The organism is Streptomyces sp. NPDC092296 (genome assembly GCF_044755465.1).
Classification (GTDB): Bacteria; Actinomycetota; Actinomycetes; order Streptomycetales; family Streptomycetaceae; genus Peterkaempfera.
This window is the reverse complement of sequence record NZ_JBIVRB010000001.1, coordinates 1675481-1687981: the sequence shown is the minus strand read 5'-3', so window position 1 is coordinate 1687981 and position 12501 is coordinate 1675481. Positions and strand designations below refer to the sequence as shown.

Genomic DNA, 12501 nt, shown 5'->3' with positions numbered 1-12501 from the left:
GAGACAGGCGGGCCGTGGCACGTCCGAGCAGACTACTCGTCGGTACCACGGCCCGCGCAATGCCCCGGACGCGCTCGTCCGGCCGGTCCGGTCAGGCGGCGGCCGCCGCCCGGAGCCGGCGGCGGCGGATCACCAGGGTCAGCGGCACCGCGCCGGCCAGGCCGAGGGCCGGCGGGGCGAGCGCGCCGGCCGACAGGCCGCGCTGGTTGAAGGTGGCGGGCACCGGGAGCGTCGCCCACCGGGAGATCGGCCAGGCCACCACGAAGGCGCGGCCGACCACATTGCCCTGCGGGATGCTGCCGCCGCCGGGCTGGTCCATGTGGAAGCGGGAGTCCCAGGAGTCGTTGCGGTGGTCGCCCATCACCCAGAGCCGCCCGTCCGGCACCTTCACCGGCCCGAAGGGCTTGTCTCCGCAGGGGGTGGTGCCCGGGTAGACGTACGGCTCGTCCAGTGCCACGCCGTTGACCCGGACCGGTCCGGTGCCCTGGCACTCCACGGTGTCGCCGCCGACCGCGATGACCCGCTTGATCAGGTCCTTCTCGCTGGCCGAGGGCATCAGTCCGACAAAGCTGAGGACGTTCTGCACACCGCGCAGCACGGCGTTGGAGCTCCGCTCGGGCTCCTCGTTCAGCCAGCCGCCCGGGTCGTGGAAGACGACGACGTCCCCGCGCTCCGGCTCGGCGCCGAACCAGGGGGTGAACTTGTCCACCAGCACCCGGTCACCCTTGAGCAGGGTGTTCATCATGGAACCCGACGGAATCGAGAACGCCTGCACGAAGAAGGTCTTGATCACCAGCGCCAGGACCAGCGCGATGCCGATCAGGATCGGCAGCTCCTTCCAGAACGACCGCTGGCGGTGCTCATGCTCGGGGTGGTCCACGGCTGCCGCGCCCTTGGGCTCGTCCTGCGCCGCGCCCTCGTCGCCGTCTCCGTCGGCATCGGACGCGGCGGTGCCCGCCGCTGCCGTCCGGTCGCCGGTCCGGTGTGCTCGCTGTCCGACGGCTCCCGGGTCGCCCACGGAGTCCGCGGTACGGCTGCCGGGGTCCTCGGGTTCACCGGCGCCCGAACGGGTACCGATCACCAGATCCCCCACGACGTCTCCTCCCTGCTGTGCGAGCGCCACCGCGCCCACGCCAATCGGTGCCGCCCGCGGCACCTCGGTCCCAGACCTGCACGGCTCACACGATCCGCGCTCTCCAGGTGCCCGACGCCGCCCGCCGCACACCTGCGTCTCTCTATACACCCGCCGGGATCGCCCGCCGCGTGCGTACACGGCGCCTCCCGCCATTCAGCGGCGCGGGGGCACACCTCTCCGCCATCGGCGGACGGCGAGCGGCATCGCGCCCGCCACACCGATAACGAGCGACGGTTCTTCGGGACCCGGCTGCACCACCGGTCGGGGGGCGGATTGGCCAAGATTTTGACTACTTGGCGGTACGTCGGCGGCGTCGGGCAGCGCGGAGAGCGAGGGCGGCTCGGGCAGCCGGTGGACATGGGTGAACGGCCAGACGACCAGCATGGCGCGCCCGATGACGTTTCCGACCGGGATGGTGCCGCCGCCGGGGTTGGCCATGTGGACCCGGGAGTCGGCGGAGACATCGCGGTGGTCGCCCATCACCCAGAGCCGACCGGGCGGCACGGTCACCGTGAAGGGGATCTGCGACGGCAGGTTGCCCGGGGCGAGGTACGGCTCGTCTACCGGGGTGCCGTTGACGGTGACCCTGCCGTCGTCGTCGCAACAGGCCACGGTGTCGCCACCGACGCCGATCACCCGCTTGATCAGGTCGCCCTCGTCGTCGGAGGGCAGCAGCCCGATGAAGGCGAACACCCGCTTCACGCCGCGCGTCACCGGCCCGTCGGCGGACTTCTCGTGGTCCGTGTCCAGCCAGTGGCCGGGGTCCTTGAAGACCACCACGTCGCCGCGACGGTAGTCCTTGCCGAACCACGGGGTGAGCTTGTCCACCACCACCCGGTCACCCACCCGCAGGGTGTTCTCCATCGATGCGGAGGGGATCACGAACACCTGGAGCAGAAAGGTCTTCAGCAGCAGCGCGACCACCAGCGCCACCCCACCGACCAGCGGCAGTTCCCGCAGGTAGGAACGCTTGCGGCGGCGGGCGGCCCGGCGGGCTATTCGGCGCCGCTCGGCACGGCCCATCCCGGCGGTGCGGCGGCGCTTCTCACCGCGCCCGGCGTCGTCCCGGTCGGTCTCCCCCGGTCCGGGCGGGTCGTCCGCCGCCGGCTCGGGGACCCGCTCCCTACCCCTGCTCCCCATCCCGACCGCTCCTCCCTGCCGCCGCGTCCACCGCGCCGTACACCCCGGGGCGTACCAGGTGCCGCCAGTGCCCGACGGGGTAGACGATCCAGTCGGCCCGACCGATCACCTTGGACTCGGGCACGAAGCCGCCGCCCGGATCGCCCAGGTGGCCACGGGAGTCCTGGGAGGCGCTGCGGTGGTCGCCCATCATCCAGAGCTCCCCGGCCGGCACCTCGATGTCGAACGGCACCGAGGAGGCGGTGTCACCGGGGAAGAGGTACTCGGACTCGTCCAGCGGCACGCCGTTGACGGTGATCCGGTGCCGGCTGTCACAGCAGATCACCCGGTCCCCGCCGACGCCGACCACCCGCTTGACGTAGTCGTCATGCCCGGCGGTGGCCAGCCCCAGGTACGAGCCGAGCCCCCGCAGCGCGTCACCGAACCCGGTCGGTCCGGAGGAGTCGTCCCGGGTGAAGGAGCCACGGCCGTCGAAGACCACCACGTCACCTCGGTGCACCCGCCCGCCGAAGCGGTAGACGAGCTTGTTCACCACCACCCGGTCGCCCACCCGCAGGGTGTTCTCCATCGACTCGGAGGGGATCGCGAACGGCTGGGCCGCGTAGGTGTTCACCAGGGCCAGCAGCAGCAGGGAGAGCACGACCGGCAGCAGCAGCCCCCGGCCGCGCCGGGGGCGCCCGGCCTCCGGAGCGGCTGAGTCCGGGTCAGCCGGCTCGGGGCCGGCGGGCTCCGGGCCGGCCAACTCCGGAGCGGCCAACTCCGGAGCGGCTTCTTCCGGGCCGGCGGGCTCCGGGCCGGCCGGCTCCGGGGTGGCATCGGGGTCCACCGGAACGGCCGCGGACCGCGCCGGGGCCTCGACCCCGTCGTGGGGGCCGGAGACGCCGTCGCGGTCCGCGAGTGGTTCCTGGGTGCTCATCGGGCGAAGCCTATCCGGCCTCGTACGAGCAGTCCCGTCCCCGCCCGAAGCGGGGCCCGGCCGGAGCCGGGGTGTGGAGCAGCCGACCTCAGCGGTCGCGCTTCTCCTTGATCTTCGCGGCCTTGCCGCGCAGGTCACGCAGGTAGTAGAGCTTGGCGCGGCGGACGGCACCGCGGGTCACGACCTCGATCTTCTCCACGATCGGGGTGTGCACCGGGAAGGTGCGCTCGACGCCGACGCCGAAGCTGACCTTGCGGGCGGTGAAGGTCTCGCGGACGCCCGCGCCCTGGCGGCGGATGACGACGCCCTGGAAGACCTGGACACGGGAGCGGTTGCCCTCGATGACCCGGACGTGCACCTTGAGGGTGTCACCGGGGCGGAAGGCCGGGATGTCGTCGCGGAGCGACGCGGAGTCGAGGACGTCGAGCAGGTTGCTCATCGGGCTCTCCATCATGGGCGCCACGGGTCACCCACGGAATTCGCAAGGAAAGGGGGGTTGCTACTCGCCGGAGAGGCCCGGCCGCCGGCGTTCCCCCCGTGGCAGGGGCGCCTACACGCAGCAGCGGCCTATTCTTCCACACCACCGCTGTCCGGCTGAAATCGGCCCGCGGCCTCGTCCCAGCTCACACCCAACGCGTCCAGCGCCTTGCGGTCGTGCTTGTCGAACGCGGTCTTCTCCCAGCGGCCCACCAGATCGGGCCGCATCTCCAGGGTGCGGCGGAACGCCTGCTCCCGCCGCCAGCGGGCGATCAGGCCGTGGTTGCCGCTGAGCAGCACCTCCGGCACCGCCCGGCCACGCCACTCAGCGGGCTTGGTGTAGACCGGGCCCTCCAGCAGATCGGCCATGGCTCCGGGGGCGAAGGAGTCGTCACGGTGCGACTCGGCGTTGCCGAGCACACCCGGCAGCAGCCGGGCCACCGCCTCGACCATCACCAGCACCGCGACCTCGCCGCCGGCCAGCACATAGTCACCGATGGACGCCTCCACCACCGGCATCCGGTCGGCGGCCTCCTCGATGACCCGGCGGTCGATGCCCTCGTACCGGGCGGGCGCGAACGCCAGCCACGGCTCGCCGGCCAGCCGCTGGGCCAGCTCCTGGGTGAACGGGCGGCCGCTGGGAGTGGGGACCACCAGGGTGGGTACGGCGGCCGCGCCGAGTTCGGCGGCGCCCTGCTCCAGCACGGAGTCCAGCGCGGCGCCCCAGGGCTCCGGCTTCATCACCATGCCGGGGCCGCCGCCGTACGGGCTGTCGTCCACCGTGCGGTGCACATCGGTGGTCCAGTCCCGCAGGTGGTGCAGGTGGATGCCGAGCTGGCCCCGGGCACGGGCCTTGCCGACCAGCGAGACGTTCAGCGGTTCCAGGTACTCGGGGAAGATGGTGACGACGTCGATGCGCACGGCGCGGGTCACTCCTGCCCGTCGTCGTCGCGGCTGCCGGCCACCTCGGCCCGGTCGGGGTCGAGCAGGCCGGGCGGCGGGTCGATGACGGCCCGCTGGTTCTCCAGGTCGATCTCCGGGACGATCCGCGCCACAAAGGGCACCAGCACCTCGCCGCCGTCGGTGCGGCGCACCGAGAGCAGGTCCTGGTACGGCAGGTGGACCACCTCGGTGATCTCGCCGACCGCGCTGCCGTCGGCCAGCACCACGTCCAGTCCGATCAGCTGGTGGTCGTAGTACTCCTCGGGGTCCTCCGGCAGCTCCTCCGGGTCCACCTCGGCGATCAGCACGGTGTTGCGCAGCGCCTCGGCGGCGTTGCGGTCGCTCACGCCCGCGAAGCGCAGCAGCAGTCGGCCGCTGTGCACCTTGCCGGACTCCACGGTGAGCGGTCCGGCGGACGCCGGGTCGGTGAGCAGGACCGCGCCCGGGGCGAGCCGGAGTTCCGGCTCGTCGGTGCGGACCTCGACGGTCACGTCCCCCCTGATGCCGTGGGCACGGCCGATCCTGCCGACGACGAGCTGCACGGTGATCGCGCTCCTGTGTCTCTGCTGTGTCTCTGGCTGCGCTGCGTGTCCGGCTGCGCTGCGCCTCTGGGTTCCGCTGGGCGTCCGGCTGCGCGGTCCGCTGCCGGATTGCCGGGGTGGCGGAATGCCGGGGTACCGGGGTGCCGGGTGGGCGAATGCGGCAGGGCCGACCGGGACGAGGTGCGTCCCGGCCGGCCCTGTCGAAGAAGCCGTACGGCTCAGCGGACGTTGTCGACGTCGACCAGGTCGACGCGGACGTTCCGGCCGCCCAGCGCACCGACCACGGTGCGCAGGGCGCGGGCGGTGCGACCGCCCCGGCCGATGACCTTGCCCAGGTCCTCGGGGTGCACGCGCACCTCAAGGATGTTGCCCCGACGCAGGTTGCGCGAACGCACCTGGACGTCGTCGGGGTTCTCGACGATGCCCTTCACCAGGTGCTGGAGGGCGTCCTCAAGCATCCTCAGGCCTCGCTGGAGGCGGACTCGGCGGCGTCGGCCTCGGCGGCGTCGTCCTTCTTGTCCGACTTCTTGGCCTTAGGGGTGATGGCGGCACCGGTGGTGCTGTCCTCGAAGCCCTGGACGGCCTTGGCGAAGAGGTGGCTGTAGTCCTCGACCTTGGGCTCGGCGACCTTCAGCGGGGCCGGAGCCGGCTCGCCCTTGAACTTCTGCCAGTCACCGGTGAGCTTGAGGAGCGCGAGCACGGGCTCGGTCGGCTGCGCACCGACGCTCAGCCAGTACTGGGCGCGCTCCGAGTCCACCTCGATCTTCGAGGGGTCGTAGGTCGGCTGGTAGACGCCGATCTCCTCGATGGCACGACCGTCGCGCTTGGTGCGCGAGTCGGCGACGACGATGCGGTAGTGCGGGGCGCGGATCTTGCCCAGACGCTTCAGCTTGATCTTGACTGCCACTGGAGTGGGGTCTCCTGGTCTTGACGTGGGTGAGCGGCCGGGCGCGCCACGTGGGGTTGCGGGCGTCGGCTGCTCTACTGACACGCCAGCCGGAGGAGAGAGGGGTCCTGCTCGGCTGCCGAGTACTCAGCTGTCCATTCTGCCACAGGGCGGCCGGTGCTCCCGACCGCCGGAAACCGGGCAGCCGCCATCGCGGCGCCGCGAGGCCGCTGCCTGGCGGTGCCGTGCGGCACACCGGCCCGGGGCGCGGCCCTCGCGGGGCCGGGCCCTCAGGACTCCGGTGCCGGCTCGGCGATCCGGAACGGCTGCTGGCAGGCGCCGCAGACGATGGACGCCTGGGCGAGCACCGAGGGGACCACTCGGACGTTGCGCCCGCAGCCGCAGACCGCCTTGACCCGGACACCGCCACCGGAGGAGCCGTGGCGGGTGGCCGGGCCGCGGAAGGCGCGGCCGCGCCCGTCGCCGCTGACCGCCTCGGAGTGGGCACCGAGGGCCCGGTCGAGGCGCTCGATGGTGTCCGCGTACCGGGCGCGGGTCTCCGGCTCCATGGTGACCAGCGAGAACCCGCTGCTCGGGTGGGGCTCCACCGGGTGCGCCAACCCCAGCTCGTCGGCGATGCCGAGGAAGCGCCGGTTGTGGTAGCGCCCGGCCCGCGAGGTGTCGCGGATGCCCCGGGCGGCCGCCAGTCCGTGCGCCGCCTCGTGCAGAAGCCGCTCGAAGCTGAGCTCGGTGCCGCAGGCCGACGAGGACTCGCCGATCAGCGACTCCGGGGCCGCGAGATCGGGCAGGTCCGGATGGTGGCGCTGGATGTCGCTCCAGGCCGCGGCCAGTTCGGCCGCAAGAACGAGAGGCTGTGTCGTGCTCACGCTATGCCAACGAGGGAGTGCGGTCCGATGTTCCGCCCACGACGGATCTCTCGCGGTCCCCGGCTGCCGCGGAGTCCGCCCCGAGCTGCACAGAGGCAGCTTTCGAGCACCTGATTCAACGTCAAACTCCTGTCCCGTGCAGCTCATGGAGCGCATACGGAGGGTGAAATACGGCCCGCGGCCGCCACGAGATGGCCGCGGGCCGTACACGATATCTGCAGATCAGTAGGCGCGCGCCACGATGGCGACGTTACCCGGCTGGTCGTCGGCCGCCGGCACCGAGCCGTCGGCGGCGACCAGACAGCGCACGCTGACCCCCTGCTCGGCCAGCTTGGCCTCGCCCTCCGGGCCCAGCTCGGCCCAGGAGATGCGGCCCCAGCCGGTGGCGGCGGCCTCGACCGCCTCGTCCAGGGTCTTCACCTCAGTGGTGCGGGACTCCCGGCGCTCGCGCGACTGGCGCAGCAGCAGGGCCTGGTCCTCCTCCAGCGCGGCCGGCACCAGCGTCGGCAGCGCGTCGACCGACACCGGCTCCTTGCCGCCCGGGATGCGGCGGGCCAGCATCGCGGTGCCGCCCTCCAGGTCGCGCGGGCCGACCTCGACCCGCACCGGGACGCCCTTGAGCTCCCAGTCCACCGCGCGGCGGCCGAACGGGACATCGGTACGGTCGTCGACGACCACCCGGACACCGGCGGCCTCCAGGGCGGCGCCGATCTCGCGCACCTTGGCCAGCACCGCTTCGTCGCCCTTGATGGCGAGCACCACGGCCTGCACCGCCGCCAGCCGGGGCGGGACCCGTAGGCCGTTGTCGTCGCCGTGCGCCATGATCAGGCCGCCGACCATGCGGGTGGAGCTGCCCCAGGAGGTCTGCCACACGTGCTCGCGACCGCCGTCGGCGGAGAGGTACTGCGTGTTGAACGCCTTGGCGAAGTTCTGGCCCAGCTCGTGGCTGGTGCCCATCTGGAGCGCCTTGCCGTCGCCCATCATGCCCTCAAGGGTGAGGGTGTTGATGGCGCCGGCGAAGCGCTCCCGGGCGGTCTTGCGGCCGAGCACCACGTCGATGCCGAGGATGTTCTCCATGAAGTCGCCGTAGACGTCGCGGTGGATCATGTTGGCGTACGCGCGGGCGTCCTCGTAGGTGGCGTGGGCGGTGTGGCCCTCCTGCCAGAGGAACTCGGTGGTGCGCAGGAAGACCCGCGGCCGCATCTCCCAGCGGACCACATTGGCCCACTGGTTGATCAGCAGCGGCAGGTCGCGGTAGCTCTGCACCCACTTGGAGAAGTACTCATTGATGATCGTCTCGGAGGTGGGCCGGACGACGATCGGCTCGTCCAGCTCCTTGCCGCCGCCGTGGGTGACCACGGCCAGCTCCGGGGCGAAGCCCTCGACGTGCTCGGCCTCCCGGGTCAGGTACGACTGCGGGATGAACATCGGGAAGTACGCGTTGGCCGCGCCCGCCTTCTTGATCCGCGCGTCCATCTCCTGCTGCATCCGCTCCCACAGGCCGTAGCCGTACGGTCGGATGACCATGGTGCCGCGCACCGGGCCGTTGTCGGCCAGCTCGGCCTTGTTGATCAGGTCCTGGTACCAGCGCGGGAAGTCGTCCGCCTGGGGAGTGAGAACGGGAGCCTTTGCCATGGCCCGAATGGTACGGGGCCCGTGCGCCCGACCGTGAATCGCTCCCCCTGCCGCGCCCGGCCCGGCTGCGACCCAGGGGCGCACCACCGGCCGGCGCACGCGCCTCCCCGTGCTCCCCTGGACGCCGGACCGCGACGGGGGTTCTCTGTATCCGGGGGGTCGTGCACAGCCGTCGTGCACAGCCCTCGGGGGGCGTCGACCGTGCCGTGACCCGGCACAGCAGCCCACGTACCGGATGGGAGGCCACAGAATGGCTTCTGCTCAGGTGAGGAGTACGGCCGCGGAACCCGCGCGGGCCAGGCAGCGGGCCCGCGACTGGGCGGAGATCCAGGAACGCATGCTGGTGCCGCTGTACGAGGCCGTCTACCAGCGGCTGGAGGTCGGCCCTGCCACCAGCGTGCTCGGGCTGGGCTGCCGCTCGGGGCTGGCGCTGCTGCTGGCCGCCGCCAGGGGCGCGGAGGTGGCGGGGCTGGAGTCGGCCGGTGAGCTGCGGTCGCTGGCGCGGGACCGGCAGCTGCGGGTGCTGGCCGACGTGTACCGCGACGCCGCGCCCGGGGACGCGCCGCCGACCACGCACACGCTGGTCACCGCCTTCGAGAACCTCTACTGCGCGGCCGACCCGCCGGCCCTGGTGCGGCGGGCCGCCCGGCTCACGCTGCGGGGCGGGCATGTGGTGCTGGCGACCTGGGGGCCGCGTGAGCGCTGCCAGAGCGCCGGCGTGCTGGATGTCGCTCGGCGGCTGGCGGCGCCGGTGCCGGCTTCGGCTGCTCCCGGGGTCGTTTATGACCCGTTCGGGCTAAGCGCGCCGGGGAAGTTGGAGTCGCTGGTGGCGGGGGCGGGGCTGCGGCCGGACGGGAGCGGGCGGGTGTCGTGCCCGTTCGCTTATCCGGATCTGGAGAGTGCGGTGCGGGGGCTGCTGTCCACCGGGGTGTACGAGGCGGCTGCGGCGTACTCCGGGGAGACACTGGTGGGCAAGGAGCTGGCCGAGGCGCTGCATCCGTATCTGCGGGGGGATGGGTCGGTGCGGATGGCCAATGTGTTCCGGTATGTGGTGGCTCAGGCGGGGTGAGCGGGGGGTGGGGTCAGGGAGATTGGTTTACGGGGGGTGCTCACGGCCCTGGTGGGGTGGGGGCTGGGGTCGGGGGGTTGGTTTGCGGAGGTGGGGGGTTGGTCGCGCAGTTCCTCGCGCCCCTGGTGGGGTGGGGGCTGGGGTCGGGGGGTTGGTTTGCGGAGGTGGGGGGTTGGTCGCGCAGTTCCTCGCGCCCCTGGTGGGGCGGGGGCTGGGGTCGGGGGGGCTGGTTTGCGGAGGTGGGGGGTTGGTCGCGCAGTTCCTCGCGCCCCTGGTGGGGCGGGGGCTGGGGTCCGGGGGGCTGGTTTGCGGAGGTGGGGGGTTGGTCGCGCAGTTCCTCGCGCCCCTGGTGGGGCGGGGGCTGGGGTCCGGGGGGCTGGTTTGCGGGGGTAGGGGGTTGGTCGCGCAGTTCCTCGCGCCCCTGGTGGGGTGGGGGCTGGGGTCCGGGGGGGCTGGTTTGCGGAGGTGGGGGGTGCTCGCGCCCCTGGTGGGGTGGGGGCAGGGGTCCGGGGGATTGCTCGCGGCCCTGGTGGGGTGGGGGTTCTAGCGGGGTGGCCACTCTTCGGCGGTGAGGGCGTAGCGTTCGTGGTCGCGCCAGGCGTCGTTGATATACAGCATGCGCGGTGAGTAGCCCTCCAGGCGGAAGCCGAGGCGGCGAGCCATGGCGGCGGAGCGGATGTTGTCCGGCTGGACGTTGATCTCCAGGCGGTGCAGGGCCAGGCCGCCGGCGCCACGGGGGGCGAAGCAGCGGTCCACCACCAGCCGCAGGCCCTCGGTCATCCGCCCGGTACCGGCGTAGGGCAGGTAGGAGTCATAGCCCAGCGAGGCATTGCAGAAGCGGCCCATCGCGATGTTGGCCACGTTGCACTTGCCGACCAGGCCGCCGTCGGCGTTGTCCACGATCAGGAAGGTGCGCAGCGCGGGGCCCTGGCGTTGCAGCAGGTCGGGGAGGCCGTCCGGTTCCAGGGGGTTCCACGGGCCGATGTGGTCGGCGGACCTGCGCACGGCGGCGGCGTAGGCGTCGACGTCGGAGGGTCTGGGGTCTCGGATGGTCACTCGCACCCGTCCATCATCCTCGACGGGTACGGGACATCCTCGACGGGTGCGGGGCGGGGCCCGATGGGCGCCCGCCCCGCTCGCGTCACCGCCGAGGCTCACTGCCGGGTGTCACTGCGGGGGCAGCAGGTCCCGGAACTCCTTGGGCAGCTCGAAGTCGGCCGGTCCCTGGCCGGGGCCGAGGCCGAAGGCGCCGCCCGGCTGGGCCTCGGGGTTGGCGCGCCGCTCGGCGGCGGCCTTCTCCTCCGCCGCCCGCTTCAGCGGGTTGCCGGAGCGCTGCTTGCCCTTGGCCTTGCCCTGCTTCTTGGCCTGCTTCTTGGGGCCGCCACCGCCCATGCCGGGGATGCCGGGCATTCCCGGCATGCCCTGGCCGCTGGCCATCCGGGACATCATCTTGCGGGCCTCGAAGAACCGCTCCACCAGGTTGTTGACCTCGGTGACGGTGACGCCGGAGCCCTTGGCGATCCGGGCTCGCCGCGAGCCGTTGATGATCTTCGGGTCCTCGCGCTCGATTGGCGTCATCGACTTGATGATGGCGCCGACCCGGTCCACGTCCCGGTCGTCGATGTTGTTGATCTGCTCCCGGATCTGGCCCATGCCCGGCAGCATCCCCAGCAGCTTGGAGATGGAGCCCATCTTGCGGACCTGCTCCAGCTGGCCCAGGAAGTCGTCGAGGGTGAACTCCTTGCCGCCGCCGCGCAGCTTGGAGGCCATCTTCTCGGCCTCGGCCTGCGAGAACGTCCGCTCCGCCTGCTCGATCAGGGTGAGCATGTCGCCCATGCCGAGGATGCGGGAGGCCATCCGGTCGGGGTGGAAGGCGTCGAAGTCGTCGACCTTCTCGCCGTTGGAGGCGAACATGATCTGACGGCCCGTGACATGGGCGACCGACAGGGCGGCGCCACCGCGGGCGTCGCCGTCCAGCTTGGAGAGCACCACGCCGGTGAAGTCGACGCCGTCCAGGAACGCCTGGGCGGTGGTGACCGCGTCCTGGCCGATCATGGCGTCCACGACGAAGAGGACCTCGTCCGGCTGCACGGCCGTGCGGATGTCGGCGGCCTGCTGCATCAGCTCGGCGTCGATGCCGAGCCGGCCGGCGGTGTCCACGATGACGACGTCGTACTGCTTGGTTTTCGCGTACTCGATGGAGTCGCGGGCCACCTGCACCGGGTCGCCCACGCCATTGCCCGGCTCGGGCGCGAAGACGTGCACACCCGCCCGCTCACCGACCACCTTGAGCTGGTTGACCGCGTTGGGGCGCTGGAGGTCGCAGGCGACCAGCAGCGGGGTGTGCTTCTGCTGCGCCAGCCAGTGGCCGAGCTTGCCCGCCAGGGTGGTCTTGCCCGCACCCTGGAGGCCCGCCAGCATGATCACGGTCGGCGGCTGCTTCGCGAAGCGGACCCGCCGGGTCTCGCCGCCGAGGATGGCGATGAGCTCCTCGTTGACGATCTTGATGATCTGCTGGGCCGGGTTGAGCGCCTGGGAGACCTCGGCGCCCTGCGCCCGCTCCTTGATCTGCTTGATGAAGGCCCGGACCACCGGGAGGGCCACATCCGCCTCAAGCAGGGCGATGCGGATCTCACGGGCCGTGGCGTCGATGTCCGCCTCGGTCAGGCGGCCCTTGCCCCGGAGGTTCTTGAACGTCGCTGCGAGGCGGTCGGAAAGGGTGTCGAACACGTCGGTCGCGGGTCCCTCGTGGCATCGGTATGGGTACGGTCGTCGCCCCCAGGGTATCCGGCCGCCGTCCCGCCGGGGTCAACCGCTCCATTCCCGCAGCGGAACACCCGGCGCCCCGCCTCTCTCCTACCGGCATTAGTAT

Annotated in this window: 13 protein-coding genes; 1 reads left to right on the top strand and 12 read right to left on the bottom strand. The window is 72.3% G+C overall.

Annotation, left to right across the window (positions count from 1 at the left end; translation table 11 throughout):
- Positions 1–91 precede the first annotated feature (91 nt).
- The 10 genes from lepB (ACIQGZ_RS07705) to proS form a co-directional block, all read right to left on the bottom strand.
- A complete protein-coding gene (gene lepB, locus ACIQGZ_RS07705; RefSeq protein WP_402599908.1) occupies positions 92–1093 on the bottom strand; it encodes a signal peptidase I in 1002 nt (333 codons plus the stop codon).
- A gap of 195 nt (positions 1094–1288) precedes the next feature.
- Positions 1289–2275, bottom strand: coding sequence for a signal peptidase I (lepB, locus tag ACIQGZ_RS07700; RefSeq protein ID WP_402599907.1), 987 nt, complete (start codon positions 2273–2275; stop codon positions 1289–1291).
- On the bottom strand, positions 2259–3191 hold the full coding sequence (gene lepB / locus ACIQGZ_RS07695) for a signal peptidase I (RefSeq protein WP_402599906.1): 933 nt from the start codon (positions 3189–3191) through the stop codon (positions 2259–2261). The genes lepB (ACIQGZ_RS07700) and lepB (ACIQGZ_RS07695) overlap by 17 nt, the downstream gene beginning before the upstream one ends.
- Positions 3192–3279: 88 nt before the next feature.
- Positions 3280–3630 carry a 50S ribosomal protein L19 gene (rplS, locus tag ACIQGZ_RS07690; protein ID WP_402599905.1) on the bottom strand — a complete coding sequence of 117 codons (351 nt, stop codon included), beginning with the start codon at positions 3628–3630 and terminating at the stop codon, positions 3280–3282.
- 128 nt (positions 3631–3758) lie between these two features.
- Complete coding sequence (gene trmD / locus ACIQGZ_RS07685) at positions 3759–4589, bottom strand: tRNA (guanosine(37)-N1)-methyltransferase TrmD (RefSeq protein ID WP_402599904.1); 831 nt, start codon at positions 4587–4589, stop codon at positions 3759–3761.
- Positions 4590–4597: 8 nt separating this feature from the next.
- Positions 4598–5152, bottom strand: coding sequence for a ribosome maturation factor RimM (gene rimM, locus ACIQGZ_RS07680; protein WP_402599903.1), 555 nt, complete (start codon positions 5150–5152; stop codon positions 4598–4600).
- Between the two features lie 218 nt (positions 5153–5370).
- Positions 5371–5610, bottom strand: coding sequence for an RNA-binding protein (locus ACIQGZ_RS07675; protein WP_402599902.1), 240 nt, complete (start codon positions 5608–5610; stop codon positions 5371–5373).
- A gap of 2 nt (positions 5611–5612) precedes the next feature.
- Positions 5613–6059, bottom strand: a complete 447-nt coding sequence (rpsP, locus tag ACIQGZ_RS07670; RefSeq protein WP_402599901.1) for a 30S ribosomal protein S16 — start codon at positions 6057–6059, stop codon at positions 5613–5615.
- Positions 6060–6328: 269 nt separating this feature from the next.
- Positions 6329–6925 (bottom strand): hypothetical protein, encoded by a 597-nt coding sequence (locus tag ACIQGZ_RS07665; protein ID WP_402599900.1) that lies wholly within the window; start codon positions 6923–6925, stop codon positions 6329–6331.
- A gap of 222 nt (positions 6926–7147) precedes the next feature.
- Positions 7148–8560 carry a proline--tRNA ligase gene (gene proS / locus ACIQGZ_RS07660; RefSeq protein WP_402599899.1) on the bottom strand — a complete coding sequence of 471 codons (1413 nt, stop codon included), beginning with the start codon at positions 8558–8560 and terminating at the stop codon, positions 7148–7150.
- A gap of 265 nt (positions 8561–8825) precedes the next feature.
- Between proS and ACIQGZ_RS07655 the strand changes: the two genes are divergently transcribed.
- On the top strand, positions 8826–9629 hold the full coding sequence (locus tag ACIQGZ_RS07655) for a class I SAM-dependent methyltransferase (protein ID WP_402599898.1): 804 nt from the start codon (positions 8826–8828) through the stop codon (positions 9627–9629).
- A 543-nt stretch (positions 9630–10172) separates the two neighbouring features.
- Here ACIQGZ_RS07655 and ACIQGZ_RS07650 read toward each other — a convergent pair.
- Both ACIQGZ_RS07650 and ffh read right to left on the bottom strand, forming a co-directional pair.
- Positions 10173–10691 (bottom strand): GNAT family N-acetyltransferase, encoded by a 519-nt coding sequence (locus tag ACIQGZ_RS07650; protein ID WP_402599897.1) that lies wholly within the window; start codon positions 10689–10691, stop codon positions 10173–10175.
- A gap of 105 nt (positions 10692–10796) precedes the next feature.
- Positions 10797–12359: a signal recognition particle protein gene (gene ffh, locus ACIQGZ_RS07645; protein WP_402599896.1), complete on the bottom strand. Its 1563-nt coding sequence runs from the start codon at positions 12357–12359 to the stop codon at positions 10797–10799.
- Positions 12360–12501 lie beyond the last annotated feature (142 nt).